Below are 22652 nucleotides of genomic sequence, written 5' to 3'. Positions count from 1 at the left end.
CCACCCCCCGGCCCCCTCCCCTCCGGGAGAGGGGGAGCCGAACGATTTAGTTCTTCCTACTTCGTCAGGCCCCCCCCTCTCCCGGAGGGGAGGGGGCCGGGGGGTGGGGTCAACAACAAGCTTATGTTTAGTAGATTCCTTCGCCGACCCGTGTTTGCCATCGTCATATCGGTGGTCATCCTGTTCCTGGGTATTCTGGCCATTAATACCCTGCCCACGTCCCAGTTCCCGGAGATTTCGCCGCCGATGGTGATGGTGAGCACGGCGTATCCGGGCGCCAGCGCCAAGGTGCTGACCGAATCGGTGCTCATCCCCTTGGAGCAGGCCATCAACGGCGTGCCGGGCATGAAGTACATGACTTCCGACGCCGTATCGGCCGGGGAAGCCAACATCCAGATCGTCTTCAAGCTCGGCACCGACCCCGAGCAGGCCGTCGTCAACGTCAACACCCGCATTGCCCAGATCCTGAACCGGTTGCCGGTGCTGGTGCAGCGCGAAGGGGTGGTGGTAAACCGCGTGGTACCCAACATGCTGATGTATGTGAACCTCTACAGCAAGGACAAGAATACCGACATGCGGTACCTCTTCAACTTTGCCGGGGTCAACATGCTGCCCGAAATTCAGCGCATCGACGGCATCGGCCGGGCCAGCATCCTGGGCTCCCGGCAGTACGCCATGCGGGTGTGGCTCAAGCCCGACCGGATGCGGGCCTACAACCTGTCGGTGGACGACGTGATGGAAGCCCTCAACGACCAGAGCGTGATTGGCTCCCCGGGTCGTATCGGCCGCTCCGACGGCAAGGAGGCCTCGGCGCTGGAGTACGTGCTGACCTACAAGGGCCGCTTCAACGACGTGGAGGAGTACAAGAACGTCATCATCAAGGCCAACGCCAACGGCGAAACCCTGCGCCTCAAGGACGTGGCCAACGTGGAGCTGGGCTCAGAATTCTACGACATTTACTCCAACCTCGACGGCTACCCCTCGGCGGCCATCATGCTCAAGCAAACCTACGGCTCCAACGCCAGTGAGGTCATCAAGAGCGTGAAGGAGAAGCTGGAGGAGCTGAAGAAAACCATGCCGCCCGGCATGGACTACAAGATCAGCTACGACGTGTCGAACTTCCTCGACGCCTCGACCGAAAACGTGATTCACACCCTGCGCGACGCCTTTATTCTGGTGGCCCTGGTGGTGTTCCTCTTCCTGGGCGACTGGCGCTCCACGCTCATCCCGATTATTGCCGTGCCGGTGTCGCTGGTCGGGGCCTTCATTGCCATGCAGGCCTTCGGGATGACGATTAACATGATTACCCTCTTCGCCCTGGTGCTGGCCATCGGCATCGTGGTCGACGACGCCATTGTGGTGGTAGAAGCGGTGCACGCCAAGATGGAGGAAAAGCACCTTTCGCCCTACGGGGCGGTGCGCGAGGTGGTGGGCGAAATCAGCGGGGCCATCATTGCCATTACCGTCCTGATGACGGCCGTATTCGTGCCGGTGGCCTTCATGAGCGGTCCGGTGGGCATTTTCTACCGGCAGTTCTCGATTACGATGGCCTCGTCCATCGTCATTTCCGGCATCGTGGCTTTGACCCTGACGCCGGTGCTCTGCGCCATGATTCTGAAGAACAACCACGGCCAGCCCCGCAAGAAGACGCCCATCAACCGCTTCATCGACTGGTTTAACCGCGGCTTCGAGCGCCTGACCGGCCGCTACACCAACTTCCTGGAGAAAGTGGTGGACCGGCGCATCTTCACCTTCGCCATTCTGCTGGCCTTCGGGGCGGGCATCTTCGGCATCTCCTCCACGCTGCCCACCGGCTTTATTCCGGCCGAGGACCAGGGCATGCTCTACGCCATCATCCAGACCCCGCCCGGCTCGACGCTGGAGCGCACCAACGCCCTGTCGCAGCAGCTTTCGGCCCTGGCCGAGAAGGTGCCCGGTATCGAAAGCATATCCTCGCTGGCCGGTTACGAAGTCCTGACCGAGGGCCGGGGCTCCAATGCCGGTACGCTGCTCATCAACCTCAAGCCCTGGCACGAGCGGAAAGAGTCTATCCACGACATCGTGGAGAACCTGGAGAAAAAGGCCAAGGAAATTCCCGGCGCGACCATCGAGTTCTTCGAGCCGCCGGCAGTACCGGGCTACGGCGCCGCGGGGGGCTTCCAGCTGCAATTGCTCGACAAAACCGCCACCGGCGACTACAAGGCCCTGGAAAAAGTCAACGAGGACTTCATGGCCGAGCTCAAGAAGCGCAAGGAGCTGGCCGGCTTGTTTACCTTCTTCTCGGCCAACTATCCGCAGTACGAGCTGCAGATCGACAACCAGCTGGCCATGCAGAAGGGCGTAAGCATCGGCAACGCCATGAACACGCTGAGCATCATGGTGGGCTCGACCTACGAGCTGGGCTTCATCAAGTACCAGCGCTTTTTCAAGGTGTTCGTGCAGGCTTCGCCCGAGTACCGCCGCCTACCCAAGGACATCCTGGATATGTGGGTGAAGAATGACAAGGGCGAGATGGTGCCGTTTTCGGCCTTCATGAAAATAGTGAAGGGCCAGGGCGCCAACGAAATCAACCGCTACAACATGTACCCCACGGCCTCCATCCGCGGCGACGCGGCCCCGGGCTACAGCTCCGGTGAGGCCATCAAGGCCGTGCAGGAAGTGGCCAAGAAAACCCTGCCCCGGGGCTACGACATCGACTGGGGCGGCTTGTCGAAAGACGAGGTGAGCCGCGGCAACGAGGCCATCTACATCTTCCTGGTGGTGCTGGCCTTCGTGTACCTGGTGCTGGCCGCCCAGTACGAGAGCTTCCTGCTGCCGCTGGCCGTGATTCTGAGCTTGCCCGCCGGTATTTTCGGCTCCTTCCTGCTGATCAAAACCCTGGGGCTGGCCAACAACATCTACGCCCAGGTGGGTTTGGTGATGCTCGTGGGCCTGCTGGGTAAAAACGCGGTGTTGATTGTGGAATTCGCGGTGCAGAAGCACGAGGAAGGCATGTCGGTGCGCGACGCGGCCATCGAAGGCGCCAAGGTGCGTTTCCGGCCCATTCTGATGACCTCCTTCGCCTTCATTGCCGGCCTGATTCCGCTGGTGCTGGCCACGGGAGCGGGGGCCATCGGCAACCGCACCATCGGCACCTCGGCCCTGGGCGGCATGCTGTTCGGCACCGTGTTCGGCGTCATCATCGTGCCGGGCCTATACTACATTTTTGGCACCATTGCCGCCGGCCGCCGGCTCATCGGGGATGAAAACGAACACCCCTTGTCGGAGTTCGAGCCCCACGTTTTAGTTGAAGAAGGAGTTAAGACTCATGCTTAAAAAACGCATTTATCAAAGCCTGAGCGCCGCTTGCCTGGCCCTGGCCGTGGGCGCCTGCAAAACGCCCGAGCTGGTGCAGAAAAACGAGAGCCGCACCGTGCCCGCCAGCTTCACCGGCACCAGTCAGGACAGCACCACGTCGGCCCGGATCCGGTGGAAGGAGGTTTTCACCGACCCCAACCTCACGGCCCTGGTTGACACGGCCCTGCGCCGCAACCAGGAGCTGAACATCACCGTCCAGGAAATCGAAATTGCCCGCCAGGAAGTGCGCGCCCGCACCGGCGAGTACCTGCCCAGCGTGGGCCTGGGCGTGGGGGCCGGCGCCGAAAAGGCCGCGCGCTACACGCTGCCCGGGGCCACGGAGGAAAACGTCGACATCAAGCCCGAGAAACGTACCCCCGACCCGCTGACCAACTTTCAGGTGGGCGCTTTTGCCACCTGGGAAGTGGATATCTGGCACAAGCTGCGCAACGCCAAAAAAGCCGCCGCGCTCCGCTATCTGGCCTCGGTGGAAGGCCGGAACTTCACGGTGACCAACCTGGTGGCCGAAATTGCCACCTCGTACTACGAGCTGCTGGCCCTCGACAACCAGCTGGCCATCGTCCGCCAGAACATCGACATTCAGAGCAACGCCCTGAAGGCCATGCGCCTGCAAAAGGAGGCGGCGCGGGTAACGGAGCTGGCCGTGCGCCGCTTCGAGGCCCAGGTGCACCACACCCAGAGCCTGCAGTTCACCATTCAGCAGCGCATCGTGGAAACCGAAAACCGGCTCAACTTCCTGGTGGGCCGCTACCCGCAGCCCATTGTCCGCAACGCCGCCTCGTTCACTGAGCTGGTGCCGCCGGCCATGCGGGCGGGCGTGCCGGCCCAGCTGCTGCAAAACCGCCCGGATATCCGGCAGGCCGAGCAAAATCTGGCCGCCGCCAAGCTCGACGTGCAGGTGGCCCGTACCAACTTCTACCCCTCGCTGCGCATCACTGGCGCGGTGGGCGCGGCGGCCTTCAACCCCACGCTGCTGACCACGCTGCCCGAGTCGATGCTGCTCTCGTTGGCCGGCGACGTAGCCGCGCCGCTGATCAACAAAAACGGGATAAAAGCGGTGTACTACAGCGCCAACGCCCGCCAGACCCAGGCCGTGTACCAGTACGAGCGGACGGTGCTGAACGCGTACCTGGAAGTGGCTAACCAGCTCTCCAACATCAGCAACCTGGAGAAGAGCTACGAGCAGAAAACCCAGGAAGTGCAGGCCCTGAATCAGTCGGCCACCATTTCGACCAGCCTGTTCAACTCGGCCCGCGCCGACTACACCGAGGTGCTCTTCACCCAGCGCGACGCCCTGGAATCGAAGTTTGACCTGATCGAAACCAAGATGCAGCAGCTCAATGCCTCGGTGAACGTGTACCGCGCCCTGGGCGGCGGCTGGAACTAAGCCCGGCATCCGACGCCCTATGCAACAATCCAAGCCGGCTCGGCTACCTTATCCGGGTAGCCGGGCCGGCTTTTTGTCTGGCGGCGCGGCGGGCCGCGTTACCGGGGTCAGGCTTCGGCCCGCGGGGCTACCGGCAGCGTGAAGGCAAAGGTGCTGCCCGTCCCCAGCTCGCTGCTCACGCCCAGCTGCCCGCCCTGGCTGGTGATAAACTCGCGGGCAATGCTCAGCCCCAGGCCCGAGCCACCCGCGTAGCCGCTCTGGTTGGGAATCTGGGCGAAGCGCTGAAAGATTTTTTCCTGGTACTGGGGCGCGATGCCGGGGCCGTGGTCCTGCACGCTTAGGCGCACCTGCTGCCCATCGGCCGTGAGGGCGGCCCGGATGTGGATCTGCTCGTGCTCGGGCGAGTAGCGGATGGCGTTGGCTAGCAAGTTGAGCAGCACCCAGGTGGTTTTTTCGATGTCGGCGCGCACGGGCGGCAGCGTGGCGGGCACGTCCAGGTCCAGGGTGAGCTGCTTGGGGCGCAGCTGCAGCTGGATGGTATCGGCGGCAAACTGCACGATGTCGGCTACCCGGCTGGGCTGGAAGTTGAGCTGGATGTTGCCCGATTCCAGGCGCGACACGTCAATCAATTCGCTGACCAGCCGGAGCAGGCGCTGGTTTTCCTGCTTGAGGGTGAGCACAATGTCGTGCTGCTCGGCATTGAGGGAGCCCACCCGGCCGTTTTCCAGCAGCTTCAGGTGGAAATTGATGCTGGATAAGGGCGTTTTCAGCTCGTGCGACACGGTGGCCAGAAAGTTGGACTTGGCCTGGTCCAGCTTCTTGAACTCCGACACGTTGCGCAGCGTGAGCACCCAGCCCACGAACTCCTGCTTATCCAGAGCTTCGTTGAAGAAAATAACGTCGTTGACGCTCAGGCGGAAATATGCTTCTTCGCCGTGCTGGGCAATGGTCAGCAGCGGGGCTTCCGGCTGGCGCCGGGCCGCCGGCACGTCGAGGTGGTGGAGCAGGGTCCGCAGCAAATCGTTGCCCTGGGCTACGGCGTCGGCGGGCTGGCCCAGCAGCTGGGCGGCGGGCAGGGCCAGCAGGCTCTGGGCAATGGGGTTGGCCACGATAATGCGCCGGTTCTGGTCGATGAGCAGCAGGCCCTCATCGAGGTGGTTGACGATGCTGGTCACGCGGTTGCGCTCGGCCAGCAGCTCGGCCAGGGTCGAGGTGCGGTACGTTTGCAGCTGCACCAGCATCTGGTTGAAGGAGCGGCCCACGGCGGCAAACTCGTCGTGGCCCCGAATCGGAATGGAAGCCGTGAAGTCCTGGTTGGCGGCGTGGTCGATGCTGGCCGTGAGCTGGCGCAGGCCTCCCACGGCCGCTTCGGGTACGCTCAGCACAAACAGCAGGGAGGTGAGCAGGGCAATGGTGAGCAACGCCAGCACGTAGCGCTGCTGCTGGGTGGCGGTGCGGTTGGCGGCTTCGTTTTTGCGGCTGAGGGCCTGGGTGTTCAGGTCAATCATGCGGTAGGTGAGCTGCCGGATCCGGCGGGTGAGGTCGGGGGCCACGTCGGGGGCGCCGCCGGTGCCGTGCAGCCACGCGCCCTGGTATTCCTGCAGCCGCGCCAGCTGCTCCTGGAGCTGGTCGACCACCGCCTGTTCGCCGGGTTCCGTCACGTTACCCGCCTCGCGCACGAATGCCTGGTTGAGCTGGTGCATGCCCGTCGTGTCGGACAGGGGTTGGCGCTCTACCTGGTCCAGCGCCCGTAGCATCTGCTGGCCCAGCTCCACCGAGTAGAGGTTGTCCTGGAGCACGTTGCGCGCCGTGCGGTCAAGGCGGTTGAGCGAGTACAGCGTGTAGGCACTCACCCCCAGCAGCAGCAGCAGCATGGTGACGAAAGCCAGGGTTATTTTCGTTTTGAGGTTCATGGCAGAGCGCAGCCCGGGGCTGCTTGGGTCGGGAGGAAAGAGAGGCGCCACGCGTTAGTACGTAACCAGAAAGATGTCCAGGTCGGGGTGGTGGCGGGCCACGCGGCGAATCAGCTTTTCGGTGACGCCGCGCCGGGTCAGGCGCTGCCACCAGCTTTTCTGGCCGGTTACGCCGCAAATTAGCAGCGACACGTTCTTTTCCGTAGCCACGCGCAGCACTTCGGCTACCACGTTGGGGGCTTTCACCCGCAGAATCTGGCCGCCCAGCTCAGTCGCCAGCTGCAAATTGTTGAGCAGGTGGCGCTGGGTGGCCAGGTTGATGCGGTCGGCCGATTCGCGGGGCGTCTGCACGTAGAGCACGGCCCAGGAGGCGGCCGAAAGACGGTCGGCGAGGCGCGAGGTCTTGCGGATGATTTCCTTGGCGGCGGGGGCGTTGGCGTTGATGCAGGCCAGCAGGCGGTCCTGGTTGCGGCGCTCCGGGGCTACGGGTGCGGCCCCGCCGCCGTCGGTTTCAATCTGGCGGCTGATGAGGTTGGCGGTTTCGCGCACGGCCAGCTGGCGCAGCTGCAGCAGGTTTTCGGCCTGAAAGAAGTTCTGCAAAGCCGTGGGCACCTTGGCCGCATCGTAGATCTTGCCTTCCTCCAGGCGGGTGCGCAGCTCGCCCACGGTCAGGTCCACGTTCACCACTTCGTCGGCCTGCTTCAGTACCTGGTCGGGTACGCGTTCCGTCACGTCGGTGCCGGTGATGCGCAGTACCTGGTCGTGCAGGCTTTCCAGGTGCTGAATGTTGACGGCCGTGAGCACCGAAATACCGGCCCGCACCAGTTGCTCCACGTCCTGCCAGCGTTTTTCGTTTTCGGAACCGGGCACGTTGGTGTGGGCCAGCTCATCCACCACCACCACCGAGGGCCGGCGCTGCAGAATGCCCTGCACGTCCAGCTCCTCCAGCATGCGGCCCTTGTAGAAGATGTGCTTGCGCGGCACGGTGGGCAGGTCGCGCAGCTGGGCCACGGTGCCGGGGCGGCCGTGGGTTTCCACGTAGCCCAGCACCACATCCACGCCGTGGGCGCGCAGCTCGTGGGCCTCCTGTAGCAGGCGGTAGGTTTTGCCCACGCCGGCGGCCAGCCCCAGGTACACCTTCAGCCGCCCGCGCCGCCGCTGCTGCACCAGCCGCAGAAACCGCTCGGCCGATTGGTCGCGCTGTTGGTCGTCGTTGTCGTTCATGGGGGTGGAATGGGTGAATGAGTCGGTGTAGAGACGCAATACTTTGCGTCTCATCGTTGCTGATGTTGTTTGCAATCGTGCCGTTCCGCATCGTTCAACGACGAGACGCAAAATATTGCGTCTCTACACCACTAGTCCCGCTCCAGCTGCAGTTCGGGGCGGGCGGGCATGTGCAGGGGCACGTTTTCGATGACGAAGGAGCTGTTGTCGAGGCCGAAGCTTTCGGTTTCGGAAGCACCCAGGCGCTTCAGCCAGCCGTGCAGGCGCAGGGCCAGCCGCTGCCAGCCGCGCAGCAGGTACTCGTAGGGCAGGGTTTTGTTGAGAATCACGAACTGGAAGTCGCCGGTAACGTCCTGGCCGCGCAGGCTTTCGTAGCGGCTGGTAATGTCCACTTCCCCGTTGCGTACCAGCTCCGTGACTACCTGCCGGAACATGTAGTTGAGGGCGTGGTCGATGCGGAAGCCCAGGTAGAAATCAATGCGCACCAGCTCGTTGGGCAGCACGTGCGTGACGTGGTAGCGGCGGGTGTAGGGGTCGTCGGTGGTGTGCACGTGGATGAGGTAGTACACATCGGCCCGCTTAGGGCGCTTCTTGAAGATGCTGTGGATGATGCCGTTTTCTACCTGCCGCGCATCGTCCGACTTGGTGAGGTACACCAGGTGGGTGGCGTATTTGGGCACCGAGGCGTCGTTGCTGAGCTCCTGCAGCAGCGGCAGGTACTCGGCCAGCGGGGTAAACTCGGTAAGGTCGTTGCGCACGCGCTGGCCCACAATCCAGCTCAGCATCACCAGCAGAATCACCGCCCCCAGCAATACCGAAAGCCAGCCGCCGTGGGTGAATTTGGCCAGGTTGGCCACCAGGTACGAGCCCTCGATGAGCACATAAGTGCCAATCAGCAGCGCAATCCAGAGGCCGTTTACGCGGCGCATGCGCAGGTAGAACGCCAGCAGGGCCGTGGTCATGAGCATGGTCACCGTTACGGCCAGCCCAAAGGCCGCCTCCATGTTGCCCGACTCGCGGAAGTACAGCACCACGCCCACGCAGCCGGCGCACAGCAGCCAGTTCAGGCTCGGCACATAGGCCTGCCCGCGCAGCTCGGTGGGGTAATCCACCTTCACCTTGGGCCAGAAATGCAGGCGCAGCGCCTCAATCACCAGCGTAAACGAGCCCGAAATGAGGGCCTGCGAGGCAATGATGGTCGCCAGCGTGCACAGCCCAATGGCGGGCAGCAGGGCCCACTGCGGAATCAACAGGAAAAACAGGTTCTGCTCGCCCAGCGGCGGGCCCAGGTGCTGCAGCAGCCACGCCCCCTGCCCCAGGTAGTTGAGCACCAGGCAGGTTTTCACGAAGGTCCACGACAGGTAGATGTTGGGCCGGCCCACGTGGCCCATGTCGGCGTACAGGGCCTCGGCGCCGGTGCTGCACAGAAAAATGGAGCCCAGCAGCCAGAACGCCCCCGGCACCTGCGTGACCATGTGCAGGGCGTAGTAGGGGTTGAAGGCCCGCAGAATGCTCAAATCCTGCCCCAGATGGTACACGCCCAACACGGCCAGCATCGAGAAAAACACCGTCATGACGGGTCCGAACAGCTTGCCTATGATCTGGGTACCGAACTGCTGAAACGCAAACAGCGCCACCAGAATCCCGATGACGATGGGCACCGTGTTGAGGCCGGGCCGGAGGATGCGCAGCCCCTCGATGGCCGAGGCCACCGAAATGGGCGGGGTGATGATGCCATCGGCCAGCAGGGCGGCGGCCCCTACAATGGCTACCAGGTAAAGACGGCGCACCGGTAGCCGCCGCAGCCGGGCGTACAGGGCCAGAATGCCGCCCTCGCCGTGGTTGTCGGCGCGCAGGGCAATGAGCACGTACTTCACCGTGGTGAGCAGCGTGAGCGTCCAGATAACGCAGGAAATGGTGCCCAGCACCACGTCCTCCGTCACGGGCCGGCTGGCAAACACCCCGCGCACCGTGTACAGCGGCGAGGTGCCAATGTCACCGTACACGATGCCCAGGGCCACCAGTACCCCGGCCGGGGTGGCGCGCCGCAGCGCTGCTGAGGAAGAAGCGGAAGTTGTCATGCGCGCAAACTACACGTGAAAGGCCGGCAACTCAACCGGCCTGCCCGGTGGCCAACTCGTCGGCGGTGCGCTGGAGCTGCCGGGCCTGCCGCTGCAGCTGGGTGGCCAAGTGGCGGCGGCGGGCTAGGTCGTCGGCCGCATCGGGGGCGGAGCCGGGGCGCAGGTGGCTGGTTACCAGATCGAGGGGGCCGCTGGAGTCGATGCGGGGCGTGCCGTCGGCGGTTTCGTAGCCTTCGAGGCGGCGGGCCATGTCGTTGAAGGCCTGGGCCACGGGCGCAAACTCGTCGTGGGCGCGCACGGGCAGGCGCTGGTCGTAGTGGCCCTCGGCTACGCGCCGGATGCCGGCCGTCAGCTCCTCCACCGGCCGGGTGAGGTAATCAGGGAAGCTGAAAATGAAGGAAACCGTGGCCAGAATGCCCAGCGTAGCCAGCAGCCCCAGCGTGCCAATGGTGCGGTTGGCAATGCGGCGGGTGCGCAGACTTTGCTGCTCAATGGCCCGCAGATTCAGGGTCGCCACCCGGCCCACCTGCCCGCGCACCTGCTGGTAGAGGCCGGCCGGCGCGGCAGCCTGGGCGACGTACTGCCCAAACGAAGCCGCCAACGAATCGGCCAGCTCCTGCTCGCCGGGCTCGGTGATGTTGCCCTGCTCGGCCCGCAGGCTGCGCCGGAAGGCAGCTTCGGCCCGGACCACCTCGGCCGCCGGCCCCGCCCGCCGCGCCTCCCGCACATCCGACAACGCATCGGACATGGCCCGGGCGTAGGCTACCGAGCGGTAGTTGTCCTGCAACGTAGCGGCCGAGCTGCGCGAGAGTTGGTAGAGGAAGTACGCCCCCACCCCGCTCAGCAGCAGAATAATCACGAACAGAAAGCTCAGGCCCAGCGTGAGGCGGGCTTTGATGGTACGGGCCATGATGCGTGGTCAGCTAGAAGGTGAAATCATTGCCAGCCGCCGAACGAGAACTTACTCCCGCCCAGCGGCTTGGCGTTAAGTATCTATAGTTTTTAAACGATTTTTCTACAGGTATTCAATTCCGCTTAAGAGTTCGTGTGCACGATGTAGAGACGCAATATTTTGCGTCTCGTCGTTGAACGACCGGGTCTGCTCACTACGGTGCAGTTATAACAACATCAGCACCGACGAGACGCAAAATATTGCGTCTCTACATCGTGCACACGAAGCTCGATTACTCATATCTATCTACTCTAAAACGACAGCGCGATGCTGCTGGTGAGGTTGCCGTAGTTGCGGGTGGGGTTGCCGTTGCGGTCCGTCAGGAAGGGCTGGCGGCCGTGGAAGGTGCGGCCTTCTACCCGGAACGTCACGTTGCTGGTGGGCGCGTAGTCGAGGTTGACCGAGGCGGCCTGCACCTTGAAATCGGTGGCGGCGGCTACCGGCGAAATGGTGCTGATGATGACGCCCCGGTCGGCGTTGTAGTACTCGGCCCGGGCGGCGGCGGTCCACTTATCGGCCAGCTTGTAGCGCACGAAGGCCGCGCCGGTGTGCCAGGTATCGGCCTTGCCGCCGCGCTGCTCGCTTTCCTGCTTGCCCACGTCGAACACCAGCGCCAGGCTGAGGCGGTCGGTGGCGGCGTAGCTCACGTAGAAATCGTGGAAGTAGCGGCGGCGGCGCACCGAGTCCTGGGGCTGCTCGTTGCCGTAGAAGGTGCTGCTGTTGATGAGCAGCTTATCGGTGGGCTTCCACTGAATCTGAGTGCCCAGGGCCTTGGCCTGGTTGTTTTCGCGGATGTTCTGCCAGCCGTTGAGCACCAGCCCAGTTAGCGTCAGCTTGGGGCTCACCTCGTAGGTGAGCCGCGCGCCGGCCTCGTAGTAGGGCGAGTTTTCGGCCATCAGGGAGCGGGTCAGCGTCCAGTTGTCCTTGCTCAGGGCCGACTCAAACCCGATGTGCGAGCCGAAAATACCCACGTCGAGCCAGGCTTTTTTGAAGGGTCGGAAGCCCGCATAAGCCTCGTAGATGTGCTTGAGCACCTGGTCCTCGGCCGCGTAGTTGGCCGATACGTAGGTGCCCGCGTGCAGGCCCAAGGCCCCGCGCACCTGCCCGTTGTCGTAGCGCAGACCGATAACGGCGTTGTTGACCGTAAACTCGTTCTGGCGGTTGTGCGAGTACAGAAAGCCGGGCCGCTGGTTGGTGGCCGCGTGCTTGAAATCATAGCCGTAGTAGCCATCCACGAAGCCGTAGGTAGTAAGCGGATTGGCCGGAGCCGCCGCAGCTGCCGTGGAATCGGGCGTGGTTTGGGCCATAGCAGCCGAAGTGAGCAGCAGCAGGCCCAGTGGGGCAAAAGAAAGTGGTTTCATGTGGGTAGGAGCGCCGGCCACCAGGGCGCGGGGCGCTGAAAAAAAAGTTAAGAAGAAAGCAGCGGGACCGGGCCCGCACAACCTGGCGGCCTACCGGCCTTGCAGGGAATCGAGGGCCAGGTTCAGGCGCAGCACGTTCACGGTGGGCGGGCCAAAAAAGACAATCAGGGGCTCATCTACGTGGCTGTCGACCAGGGCGCGCACCTGGGCCGCGGGCAGGCCGCGGAGGCGGGCCACCCGCTCTACCTGGGCGTAGGCCCCGGCGGGCGACAGGTGCGGGTCGAGGCCCGAGCCGCTGGCCGTGACCAGCTCGGCGGGCAGCCGGCCGGCACCCACCGTGGGGTTGGCTTGCAAAAACGCGCCCACCCGGGTGTGTACCGTGGCCAGGTAGTCGGGGTTGCTGGGCCCCTTGTTGGAGCCCGCCGAGCCGGCGGCGTTGTAGTCGACGGCCGAGGGGCGGGAGCTGAAATACTCCGGCCGGTCGAATTTCTGGCCTACGTTGGCGAAGCCTACTACGCGGCCCCGGTGGCGGATGGTTTCGCCCTGGCCGCCAGCGGGAGCCAGCTGCGCCCCGGCCCAGATCAGGGCCGGATAAACCACCGCGCACAGCACCAGGAGCACCAGGGTGAGACGGAAAGCGGGAAGCAGGTGTTGTTTCATGTTGATTGTATGTTGTCTGTCATGCTGAGCTTGCCGAAGCATCTCTACCGCTTTACTGAGTTACTATTGCAACATCAGCACGCGAGATTCCTCGACTTCGCTCGGAATGACGTTCTACTTCATTGTTGATTCATTATTACAAAAACAGCCCCACCAGCAGGTCGATGACCTTGATGCCGACGAAGGGAGCCACTACGCCGCCCAGGCCGTACACCAGCAGGTTGCGGCGCAGCAGGGCCGAGGCCCCGATGGGCTTGTAAGCCACCCCGCGCAGGGCCAGCGGCACCAGCAGCGGGATAATCACGGCGTTGAAAATCACGGCCGAGAGAATGGCCGACTGCGGCGACTTCAGGCCCATGATGTTGAGCGCGCCCAGGGCTGGGATGGCCACCATGAACAGGGCCGGCACGATGGCGAAGTACTTGGCCACGTCGTTGGCGATGCTGAAGGTGGTGAGCGTGCCGCGCGTCATCAGCAGCTGCTTGCCGATTTCGACCACCTCGATGAGCTTGGTCGGGTCGTTGTCGAGGTCCACCATGTTGCCGGCTTCCTTGGCGGCCTGGGTGCCCGAGTTCATGGCCACGCCCACGTCGGCCTGGGCCAGGGCGGGGGCGTCGTTGGTGCCGTCGCCCATCATGGCCACCAGCCGGCCCTGCTGCTGCTCGCGGCGGATGTAGTGCATTTTGTCTTCTGGCTTGGCTTCGGCAATGAAGTCGTCGACGCCGGCTTTTTCGGCAATGAAGCGGGCCGTGAGCGGGTTGTCGCCCGTCACCATCACCGTTTTGATGCCCATGTTGCGCAGCCGCGCAAACCGCTCCTGAATCCCGGGCTTGATGATGTCCTGCAGTTCCACCACGCCCAGCACCCGGTCGTTTTCGCTGAGCACCAGCGGGGTGCCGCCGTTGCCGGCAATGGCCTCCACGCGCTGGGTGGTTTCCTGGGGAAAGGGCTGATTGGCCCGGTTGGCCAGCTGCCGGATGGCATCGGAGGCGCCCTTGCGGATGCGGGTGCCGTCGGGGAGCGTGACGCCGCTGCTGCGGGTTTCGGCCGTGAACTTGATCAGCTCGGCTCCCGCCAGGCGGTGGTGCAGCGGCTGCGGGTCCAGGTGCTGCCCGCGGGCCAGCTCCACGATGCTCTTGCCCTCGGGCGTCTCATCGGTGAGCGACGCCAGCACGGCCAGCTCCATGAAGCGGTGCGCCTCTACGCCGGGGGCGGGCCAGAAGTGGGTGGCTTTGCGGTTGCCGATGGTGATGGTGCCGGTCTTGTCGAGCAGCAGCACGTCGATGTCGCCGGCCGTTTCCACGGCCCGGCCGCTCTTGGTAATGACGTTGGCCCGCAGGGCGCGGTCCATGCCGGCAATGCCGATGGCCGAGAGCAGCCCGCCGATGGTAGTCGGAATCAGACACACGAACAGGGCAATAAAGGCCGAAATGGCAATGGGGGCGTGGGCGTAGGCCGCGAAGGGCTGCAGCGTGACGCACACCAGCACGAACACCAGCGTGAAACCCGCCAGCAGAATGGTGAGGGCAATTTCGTTGGGCGTTTTCTGCCGCGAAGCGCCTTCCACCAGGGCAATCATCTGGTCCAGAAACGACTCGCCGGGTGCCGTCGTCACCACCACTTTAATGCGGTCTGACAGCACCTTGGTGCCGCCCGTGACGGAGGACTTATCCCCGCCGGCCTCCCGAATCACCGGGGCCGACTCGCCGGTAATGGCCGACTCGTCGATGGTAGCCAAGCCCTCGATGATTTCGCCGTCGGTGGGAATGATTTCGCCGGCTTCCACCAGGAAAATCTGGCCCTTCTGGAGCTGGGCCGAGGACACGGCCGTTACGCGGCCGTCGGCATCTACCACGCGGGCGGGAGTATCCTGGCGGGTTTTGCGCAGGCTTTCGGCCTGGGCCTTGCCCCGCGCTTCGGCAATGGCCTCGGCGAAGTTGGCGAACAGCAGGGTCAGAAACAGGACCCCGAACACGGTGAGGTTGTAGCCGAAGGAGCCCTGGGCGGCATCGGGCCGCACCAGCAGCCCCAGCGTGACAAACAGCATCACGGCCGTCCCGATTTCCACGGTAAACATGACCGGGTTGCGGAACATGATGCGCGGGTCGAGCTTCACGAAAGCCTGCTTGACGGCCTCCGACACCAGCGCGGGTTGGAACAAGGATTGAGATTTAGTTGACATATCGTGGACCCCACCCCCCGGCCCCCTCCCCTCTGGGAGAGGGGGAGCCTGACGAGAATTTATGGGGCAGTTATTTTGGTGCGGGCAGCAATTGCGCTGCCCGGCAAGTGAACGATGTCGAAAGAGGCTAACCTGAGCCTCTCTCCCAGAGGGGTTGGGGAGGGGTTAATACAGCGCGAAGTGCTCGGCCAGCGGCCCCAGCGCCAGGGCCGGGAAGAAGGCCAGGGCGGCAATGATGACGATGACGGCCAGCACCATCACCCCGAAGGTGGCCGTGTCGGCGGGCAGGGTGCCGGCCCCTTCCGGCACGTACTTTTTGCGGGCCAGCAGGCCGGCAATAGCCACCGGGCCGATGATGGGCAGGAAGCGCGCGAGCAGCAGCACCACGCCGGTGCTGATGTTCCAGAACGGGGTGTTGTCGCCGAGGCCCTCGAAGCCCGAGCCGTTGTTGGCCGCGGCGGAGGTAAACTCATACAGCATTTCTGAGAAGCCGTGGAAGCCGGGGTTGCCCAGCCAGCCGGCGTACTCGGCGGGGTTGCCGGCGTAGGTGTGCGCGGCCAGGGCCGTGCCGGCCAGAATCAGCAGCGGGTGCAGCAGCGTCACGATGACGGCAATTTTCATTTCCCGGGCCTCGATTTTCTTGCCCAGAAACTCGGGCGTGCGGCCCACCAGCAGGCCGGCAATGAAGACGGCAATAATCAGGTAGGCGAAAAAGTTGAGCAGGCCCACGCCGCAGCCGCCGTAAAAGGCGTTGGTCATCATGCCCAGCAGCTGCATCAGGCCGGAAATCGGCATGAACGAGTCGTGCATCGAGTTGACCGACCCGCAGCTGATGACCGTGTTGGTGATGCTCCAGTAGGCCGAGGCCGCCGCGCCAAACCGCATTTCCTTGCCTTCCAGCGCGCCCAGGCTTTGGTCGAGGCCCATTTGGGCCAGGGCGGGGTTGCCGTGCAGCTCGTAGTACAGAGTCGGGGCCAGCAGGGCCAGAAAGCCCACGGTCATCACCCCAAAAATCATGTACGACAGCCGGGGCCGCTTCAGGTAAAAGCCCAGGGCGAAAATCAGGGCCAGCGGAATCAGCACCAGTGCGCCGTTTTCGACGGCGTTGGTGAAGTAGTTGGGGTTTTCGAGCGGGTGGGCCGAGTTGGCCCCGAAAAAGCCCCCGCCGTTGGTTCCCAGCTCCTTAATGGCCACCATAGCCGCCACCGGCCCCCGGCTCACGGCCACCGAGTCGCCCTGCAGGGTCACCAAGGGCTGCTTGCCCAGCAGCGTCATGGGCGTGCCCTGGAAGGCCAGCACCAGCCCGATAACCAGGCTCAGGGGCAGCAGCAGGCGGGTGAGGCTCTTCACGAAGTAGTCGTAGAAGTTGCCCAGCTGCTCGGTGGTGCGGGTTTGTAGGGCGTTGAGCACCACCACGGCCGCGGCAATGCCGGTAGCGGCACTCACAAACTGCAGGAAGGTAATGACCACCAGCTGCGAGAGGTAAGACAGGCCCGATTCGCCGGAGTAGTGCTGCAGGTTGCAGTTTACCAGGAAGGAAATGGCCGTGTTGAAAGCCAGGTCCGGCGACATCGAGGGGTTGCCGTCGGGGTTGAGCGGCAGGCTGCCCTGGGTGCTGAGCACCAGCAGGGCCAGCAGAAACCACACCAGGTTGATGGTGAGCAGGGCGCGCAGGTGCTCCTGCCAGCTCATGGCGCGGGTAGAATCGAGGCCGGCCAGGCGGAAAATGCCCCGCTCGACGGGCGCCATAAAGTCCAGCAGGTTGCGGGAGCCCTGAAATACGGCGGCCAGAAAGCGGCCCAGCGGCAAGGCCAGCACCAGCGTAACCAGGTAGATTGCGCCGATGCCGAGTAGTTCGTTGGTCATGATACAGGAAGTGGAGCCGGCCGGGAGGGCAGCATCAGCCGCCGCCCGACCCACGGCGGAGTTAGAATTTCTCGGGCTTGAGCAGCACGTAAATGAGGTAGCCAAACGTGGCCAGCGCGAGGACAAACAGAGCGGGCATCATAGCGGCGCGGGCGGTTAGATGTGGTCGAAATAGCCGACGGACTTGTCGAAAAGCCAGAAGCCGGCCAGGCCGGTGGCGAGAAGCAGCGGAAGCAGGAGAGAAGCAGCCATAGCAGCAAAAGCAAAAGTGTGTTTGACAGATGCCAGGGCCGAAACCAAAGTCGTTCCCAAAGCCCGCGGAATAGCGCGCTTGGAAGTAATGGTTTGTTTATCAAGAGGATAATTGGATTGTCTGCGCTGCCCGGGCCAGTTGGGCGGGCAGGGGCTACTAGCGTTTTGCTAGGCTGTCTTCGCAGAATGCTAGCCCCCGGAGTGCCGGGAGCCGGCGTAGCGTAGCGGGCCAGGCCGGCGCGCCGCATACTGGCCCGGCGGCGGCCCCGGGTGGGCTGAAAATGCCGTGAAAGGCCCGCCGGGCGCGGGTAGGAGCCGGCCGCCGCGCCGGCCCGCCGGGCCATACGCGCCCGGCCCCTAGCGTTTTGCTAGGGGCTGGCGGCAAGGTCTGAAAAGCTGGTTTGCACGGGCCGGAGCCGTGCTTTCGTGGGGCCCGGGGCGCTTACAGGCCGTACTCCTGGATTTTTCGGTACAGCGTCGTCAGGGCCACGCCGAGCATGCGGGCGGCCTCGGTTTTGTTGCCGTGGGCCTGCTGCAGCACGGCCTGGATGTGGCTGCGCTCCATGCCGCGCAGCGTCCACTGGGCGGCGGCCGCGTCGTCGGGGGCGGCGGGGTGGGCGGCGTGGTCGAACTCGGCGGGCAGGTTGTCGGCCGTGAGCAGGTCGCCGTCGGCCAGGATAACGGCGCGCTCCAGCACGTTTTTCAGCTCCCGCACGTTGCCGCGCCAGTTGTAGTGCGTGAGGTGGCGCAGAAAGTCGGCATCCATGCCGTGCAGGCGCTTGCGGAGCTTGGCCGCGTACAGCCGCAGGAAGTAGTTGGCCAGGGGCTCGATGTCCTCGCGCCGTACGTTCAGGGGCGGCACGGGCACCGTGAAGACGGCCAGGCGGTAGTACAAATCGGGGCGGAACAGGCCCGCGTCGGCTTCCTGGCGCAGGTTGCGGTTGGTGGCGGCCACAATGCGCACGTTTACCGTCAGGGGCTTGGTGTCGCCCAGCTTGGTGAAGGTCTGGGTTTCGAGCACCCGCAGCAGCTTGGCTTGCAGCTCCAGGGGCAGCTCCCCGATTTCGTCCAGAAACAGCGTGCCGCCCGTGGCTTCTTCCAGCAGGCCCTTCTTATCGGCCAGGGCCCCGGTGAAAGCGCCTTTGCGGTAGCCAAACAGCTCACTTTCCAGCAAATCCTTGGGAAACGCCGAGCAGTTGACGGCCACGAACGGCTTGCTGCGGCGCGGACTGGCGTGGTGAATGGCCTGGGCAAAGAGCTCCTTGCCCGAGCCGGTCGGGCCTTCCAGCAGCACGGTGCTGTCGGTGGGGGCGACGCGCCGGGCCAGCGTTTTGGCCTGCTCCAGCGGCGCCGAGTGCCCGATCATCGACTCAAACGTGTACTGCGACGTGAGCTGCTGTTCGAGCTGGGCCACCCGGCGCTGCAGCCGCGCCTTATCAGCGGCCCGGGCCACGACGACGACCAGCTGATCGTCCGAGTTGCCTTTGGTCAGGTAGTCGAAAGCGCCCGAGCGCATGGCCTGCACCCCATCGGCAATGGTGCCGTAGGCCGTCAGCAGAATGACTTCGGCCAGGGGCGCCACGGCCTGGTAGCGGGGCAGCAACCCCAGGCCGTGGCCGTCGGGCAGCTTCACGTCGGAGAGAATCACCAGGATTTCCTCGGCGTGCTGGCCCAGCAGCTCCAGGCCCTCGTGGGCGGTGCGCGCCTGCAGCACGGTATAGTCTTCCAGCTCCAGCACCCGGCTCACCACCTTACGCAGGCTGTTTTCGTCGTCGATGATAAGGATGGTTCCGTGGGACATGGCGCGGGGCAGATACGGGAAGAAATTCGGGGCGCAAGGCTACGCAAAAATGCCGACACCCCGGTGCGCCCGCCGCAGCACCGGCGTGTCGGCACCGGCTTACAGCCGAATGGCCTGGCCCTGAATGGCAGCGGCCATCAGGTCGGGAAACCGGTCGGGGGTGCAGGCGAAGGAGGGAATGTCGAGGGCGGCCAGCTGCTCGGCCATGCGCCGGTCGAAGCTGGGCGAGCCGTCGTCGCTGAGGGCCAGCAGCACCACGACCGTGACGCCGGTGGCGCGCAGGGCGGCGGCGCGCTTCACCATTTCCCGCTCGTTGCCGCCCTCGTATAAGTCGCTGATGAGCACCAGAATGGTATCGGTGGGCCGGGTGATGAGCTGCTGGCAGTAGGTGAGGGCCAGGTTGATGTCGGTGCCGCCGCCGAGCTGAATGCCGAACAGCAGATCCACCGGGTCCTGCAAGTCGGCGGTGAGGTCGGCCACGGCGGTATCGAACACCACCATGTGGGTTTTCACGGCCTTGATGGACGCCAGCACCGCCCCAAACACGCCCGCGTACACCACCGACGAGGCCATCGAGCCGCTCTGGTCCACGCACAGCACGATTTCCTTCAGGGCCTGCCCGCGCCGCCCGAAGCCCACCAGCTTTTCGGGAATGATGGTGCGCTGGGCGGGTTGGTAGTGCTTCAGATTGGCCCGAATAGTGGCGGCCCAGTCGATTTCGCGGTAGCGGGGGCGGGGGTTGCGCACGGCCCGGCTCAGGGCGCCCTGCACGGCCTGCCGCAGCGGGTTCGAGAGTTTCTGCTCCAGCTCCCGCACCACTTTGCCCACCACCTCGCGGGCCGTGCTGCGCACCTTGGCCGGCATCACCCGCCCCAGCGACATGAGCACGCCCACCAAATGCACGTCGGCCTGCACCGTGCGCAGGATTTCGGGCTCCAGCAGCAGCTGGTTCAAGCCCAGCCGCTCCATGGCGTCCTTCTGCATCACGGCCACTACCGAGGAGGGAAAGTACTGGCGGATGTCGCCCAGCCAGCGGCTGACCTTGGGGGCCGAGCCGCCCAGGCCGCCGCGGCCCTTCCGCTCACTGTCGTAGAGGGCCGTGAGCACCTCGTCCATGCGCCCGTAATCAGCCGACAGGGGAACCTGGTTTTCGGCATCGGCCTCGGCGCCCAGCACCAACTTCCAGCGGGCGGTGTTGTCGGTGGGTTGGGGGGAAACAGAATCGGCAGCCATAGCAGTAAAATCAGATAGAAACTTCGGCGACGCCCAGCAGCTCCCGCAAAATCGGCAGCACGCGCAGGCCGCGCTCCAAATCCAGGGTTTCGGCCGCCGCCCCTGCCGACGTGTTGGGCGTGGTGCCCTGCAACGCTAAGTCCAGCACCTGGCGGCGCTCCGGCAGGCTGAAGCCCGTAAAGGCCCGGCGCAGCAGCGGCACAATTTCCTGGAACACCGCCTCGTCGATGCCGCTCAGCCAGGCGTCAAGCAGCCCAAACAGCTCGTGGTGGTGAATCAGCAGCAGGCCGCTGCCGCTCAGAAAGCCCTCAATCCAGGCCGTGGCGTAGTCGGTGGGCTGGGCCGGGGCCAGGGCCAGCCCCAGCACCGTGGCCGCTTCCTCGGGTGGCAGCTGCTGGGCGTCGAACAGCAGGCGGGCGGCGGCCCCGGCCAGCAGGCCGCTGCTGGCCGGGTTGCGCAGAATGGCGTGCAGGGCCGCGTACCAGTCGGCTTCCTGCCCCGCGTCCTGTAGCAGCCGGATGGCCTGGTGGGTGGCCTCGACGCGCGCCAGCAGCTGGCTGGCCGCGTCGTAGTCGAGGCCGGTGCAGGCCTGGGGCAGGGAAATGCACAGGCGCGGTACCAGCTTGTGCACCACTTGGGCCACCTGTCCGGTTTCGGTGCGGCGCACGTTGCCGTAGCGCAGCACGTTCACCAGCGGGGGCAGGGCGGCCAGCAGGTGGGTCACGTCGCGGGTGTCGGCGCTGAGCGTTTCGAGGCGGGCTACCAAATCCGGAATGGCGGCCCCCAGGTTGGCTTGCAGCACCTCCTCAACCAAGCTGCTAACCTGCTCGAGCTGCCCGGCCTCGCGGCCCCGCTGCCGGGCGCGGTTGGTGGCGGCTTCCAGCACGGTGTTGCCCCAGAGCCCGGCTTCGATGATTTGCAGGGCAAACTCGGGCTTCCACTGCACTTCCCACACCTCGTGAAACGTGCCGCTTTTGCCCTGCACGCGCTGCGGCGTGCCCCAGGGCAAGCTCAGCAGGCGCAGGCGGTGCAGCAGGTAGCTGCGTTCGAGGTGCAGCTCCTGGCGCAAATCCAGGTCCAGGGTTTTGGGCGTGGTTTCGGGCTTGAGGCGGGTGGCTTTCTGCTGGGTCAGCACGTCCTGCTGCAAGGGCGTGGCGGGCAGCTCCGAAGGCACTTCGCCCAGCTTCTCCCCAATCACCAGCTGCTCGTGCACCAGGTGCAGGGCCTCGGCGTAGCCGCCCCCGAAGATGGCCACGGCCGCCTCTTCCAGCTCCTCGATGCCCGGCAAAGCCCGCCCGCGCACGGCGGCCAGCGTCTCGGCCAGGCGCACGGCCTCAATGGCGTGGGCCGAGGAAGCGTCCATATCCTGCCCGCGCAACAGCCGGGCGGCCCGCACCATCCAGTGCGTGACAACCTCGGTATGGGGCGTGTGAAACAGCAGTTCGTACCAGGCCGGCGACAACACGCCCGCCCCGTAGCCCGAGCTGTAGGAAAGCCGCTCGTAGGTCCACGGAATCCAGGTGGCTTCGGTGGGGGCTTTTTTCAGACCCTTGAGGCGGGCTTTGTCGGCTTTGGCTTCGCTCTTGAGCTGGGCTTCCTGCAACACCGGGGCGTGCCAGGCCCCGCACACCACGGCCACCCGCTGGTAGCCCTGCTTGAGCGTGGCGCGCATGGTTTCGCGCATAAAGGCCTCGCGCAGCAACGTTTCCTCGGTTTCGGGCTGGGCCAGCTCCTCGCGCAGGGCCGTCATCATGCCCAGCACGGCCTGAAAGGTATCGGCGTGGCCGGCGCTGTGCTCCAGGCGCAGCTCCCACCACCGCTCCCCGTCGGAGTAGCCGTCCAACTCAGCCAGGTAGGAGATAGGGTCGCGTTGCGCCTCGCCCCCTAGCCCCCGCTCCGCAGGGAGAGGGGGAACTAGCTCTGGCTCTTTTTCCAGCTTTAAAGCGGACTCTTGTGCTGTTGTCTCTGGTACTAGGGTAGAGGTAACACTTGGAGTTGGCTCCTCCTCTCCCAGAGGAGAGGGGGCCAGGGGGTGAGGTTCCGGAGTTGCTTCGTCGGGCAGGCCAAAGCGCAGGGCCATCGGCAAATCGAAGCAGCGCAGGTGGGCGCCGTGCTCCTGGCACCAGTGCAGGGCCTGCCACTCGGGCGAAAACGAGGCAAACGGCAGAAACGACGCCTGCTGATGCTGCTTGGGATTATACACCAGCAGGGCCACGGGTGGCTTCAGCTCGGGGTGGGTGCCGCTGGCCAGCGCCGCTTCGGCATCGGCCGGGCACTCCAGCAGCACCACGTCGGGCTGAAACGCGTCGAGGGCCTGGCGCAGGCTGGCGGCACTGCCGGGCCCGTGGTGGCGAATGCCGAAAAGGCGGAGGTCGGTGGGCAT

General features: G+C 64.8%; 14 protein-coding genes. 2 read left to right on the top strand and 12 right to left on the bottom strand.

Annotation, left to right across the window (positions count from 1 at the left end):
* Nucleotides 1-123: 123 nt before the first annotated feature.
* Nucleotides 124-3315, top strand: a complete 3192-nt coding sequence (locus E5K00_RS08280; RefSeq protein ID WP_135462760.1) for an efflux RND transporter permease subunit — start codon at nucleotides 124-126, stop codon at nucleotides 3313-3315.
* Nucleotides 3308-4744: a TolC family protein gene (locus E5K00_RS08275; protein WP_135462759.1), complete on the top strand. Its 1437-nt coding sequence runs from the start codon at nucleotides 3308-3310 to the stop codon at nucleotides 4742-4744. The genes E5K00_RS08280 and E5K00_RS08275 overlap by 8 nt, the downstream gene beginning before the upstream one ends.
* A gap of 107 nt (nucleotides 4745-4851) precedes the next feature.
* Here the strand turns inward: E5K00_RS08275 and E5K00_RS08270 are convergent, their stop codons facing one another.
* The 12 genes from E5K00_RS08270 to E5K00_RS08215 form a co-directional block, all read right to left on the bottom strand.
* Nucleotides 4852-6657, bottom strand: coding sequence for a HAMP domain-containing sensor histidine kinase (locus E5K00_RS08270; RefSeq protein WP_135462758.1), 1806 nt, complete (start codon nucleotides 6655-6657; stop codon nucleotides 4852-4854).
* A gap of 54 nt (nucleotides 6658-6711) precedes the next feature.
* Nucleotides 6712-7935, bottom strand: a complete 1224-nt coding sequence (locus E5K00_RS08265) for a sensor protein KdpD (RefSeq protein ID WP_245328238.1) — start codon at nucleotides 7933-7935, stop codon at nucleotides 6712-6714.
* 77 nt (nucleotides 7936-8012) lie between these two features.
* Nucleotides 8013-9962 (bottom strand): KUP/HAK/KT family potassium transporter, encoded by a 1950-nt coding sequence (locus E5K00_RS08260; RefSeq protein ID WP_135462757.1) that lies wholly within the window; start codon nucleotides 9960-9962, stop codon nucleotides 8013-8015.
* A gap of 31 nt (nucleotides 9963-9993) precedes the next feature.
* Nucleotides 9994-10872 (bottom strand): HAMP domain-containing protein, encoded by an 879-nt coding sequence (locus E5K00_RS08255; protein ID WP_135462756.1) that lies wholly within the window; start codon nucleotides 10870-10872, stop codon nucleotides 9994-9996.
* 293 nt (nucleotides 10873-11165) lie between these two features.
* A complete protein-coding gene (locus E5K00_RS08250) occupies nucleotides 11166-12275 on the bottom strand; it encodes a porin (protein ID WP_135462755.1) in 1110 nt (369 codons plus the stop codon).
* Nucleotides 12276-12365: 90 nt separating this feature from the next.
* Complete coding sequence (gene kdpC / locus E5K00_RS08245) at nucleotides 12366-12935, bottom strand: potassium-transporting ATPase subunit KdpC (protein ID WP_135462754.1); 570 nt, start codon at nucleotides 12933-12935, stop codon at nucleotides 12366-12368.
* 136 nt (nucleotides 12936-13071) lie between these two features.
* Nucleotides 13072-15117: a potassium-transporting ATPase subunit KdpB gene (gene kdpB, locus E5K00_RS08240; RefSeq protein WP_135462753.1), complete on the bottom strand. Its 2046-nt coding sequence runs from the start codon at nucleotides 15115-15117 to the stop codon at nucleotides 13072-13074.
* Nucleotides 15118-15282: 165 nt separating this feature from the next.
* Nucleotides 15283-16983 (bottom strand): potassium-transporting ATPase subunit KdpA, encoded by a 1701-nt coding sequence (kdpA, locus tag E5K00_RS08235; RefSeq protein WP_135462752.1) that lies wholly within the window; start codon nucleotides 16981-16983, stop codon nucleotides 15283-15285.
* Nucleotides 16984-17044: 61 nt separating this feature from the next.
* Nucleotides 17045-17122 carry a K(+)-transporting ATPase subunit F gene (gene kdpF / locus E5K00_RS23315; RefSeq protein ID WP_135463703.1) on the bottom strand — a complete coding sequence of 26 codons (78 nt, stop codon included), beginning with the start codon at nucleotides 17120-17122 and terminating at the stop codon, nucleotides 17045-17047.
* Nucleotides 17123-17677: 555 nt separating this feature from the next.
* A complete protein-coding gene (locus E5K00_RS08225) occupies nucleotides 17678-19036 on the bottom strand; it encodes a sigma-54-dependent transcriptional regulator (protein WP_135462751.1) in 1359 nt (452 codons plus the stop codon).
* Nucleotides 19037-19135: 99 nt separating this feature from the next.
* Nucleotides 19136-20269 carry a VWA domain-containing protein gene (locus tag E5K00_RS08220; RefSeq protein WP_135462750.1) on the bottom strand — a complete coding sequence of 378 codons (1134 nt, stop codon included), beginning with the start codon at nucleotides 20267-20269 and terminating at the stop codon, nucleotides 19136-19138.
* Between the two features lie 10 nt (nucleotides 20270-20279).
* Nucleotides 20280-22652 (bottom strand): DUF5682 family protein, encoded by a 2373-nt coding sequence (locus E5K00_RS08215; protein ID WP_135462749.1) that lies wholly within the window; start codon nucleotides 22650-22652, stop codon nucleotides 20280-20282.

The organism is Hymenobacter aquaticus (genome assembly GCF_004765605.1).
Lineage (GTDB): Bacteria > Bacteroidota > Bacteroidia > Cytophagales > Hymenobacteraceae > Hymenobacter > Hymenobacter aquaticus.
Note: the sequence above shows the minus strand (reverse complement) of the source record. Positions and strands in the feature narration are given on the sequence as shown.

Coding starts and splice junctions, on each gene's coding strand:
- E5K00_RS08280 (WP_135462760.1), top strand. CDS start 124: ATGTTTAGTAGATTCCTTCGCCGACCCGTGTTTGCCATCGTCATATCG.
- E5K00_RS08275 (WP_135462759.1), top strand. CDS start 3,308: ATGCTTAAAAAACGCATTTATCAAAGCCTGAGCGCCGCTTGCCTGGCC.
- E5K00_RS08270 (WP_135462758.1), bottom strand. CDS start 6,657: ATGAACCTCAAAACGAAAATAACCCTGGCTTTCGTCACCATGCTGCTG.
- E5K00_RS08265 (WP_245328238.1), bottom strand. CDS start 7,935: ATGAGACGCAAAGTATTGCGTCTCTACACCGACTCATTCACCCATTCC.
- E5K00_RS08260 (WP_135462757.1), bottom strand. CDS start 9,962: ATGACAACTTCCGCTTCTTCCTCAGCAGCGCTGCGGCGCGCCACCCCG.
- E5K00_RS08255 (WP_135462756.1), bottom strand. CDS start 10,872: ATGGCCCGTACCATCAAAGCCCGCCTCACGCTGGGCCTGAGCTTTCTG.
- E5K00_RS08250 (WP_135462755.1), bottom strand. CDS start 12,275: ATGAAACCACTTTCTTTTGCCCCACTGGGCCTGCTGCTGCTCACTTCG.
- kdpC (WP_135462754.1), bottom strand. CDS start 12,935: ATGAAACAACACCTGCTTCCCGCTTTCCGTCTCACCCTGGTGCTCCTG.
- kdpB (WP_135462753.1), bottom strand. CDS start 15,117: ATGTCAACTAAATCTCAATCCTTGTTCCAACCCGCGCTGGTGTCGGAG.
- kdpA (WP_135462752.1), bottom strand. CDS start 16,983: ATGACCAACGAACTACTCGGCATCGGCGCAATCTACCTGGTTACGCTG.
- kdpF (WP_135463703.1), bottom strand. CDS start 17,122: ATGCCCGCTCTGTTTGTCCTCGCGCTGGCCACGTTTGGCTACCTCATT.
- E5K00_RS08225 (WP_135462751.1), bottom strand. CDS start 19,036: ATGTCCCACGGAACCATCCTTATCATCGACGACGAAAACAGCCTGCGT.
- E5K00_RS08220 (WP_135462750.1), bottom strand. CDS start 20,269: ATGGCTGCCGATTCTGTTTCCCCCCAACCCACCGACAACACCGCCCGC.
- E5K00_RS08215 (WP_135462749.1), bottom strand. CDS start 22,652: ATGCCCACCGACCTCCGCCTTTTCGGCATTCGCCACCACGGGCCCGGC.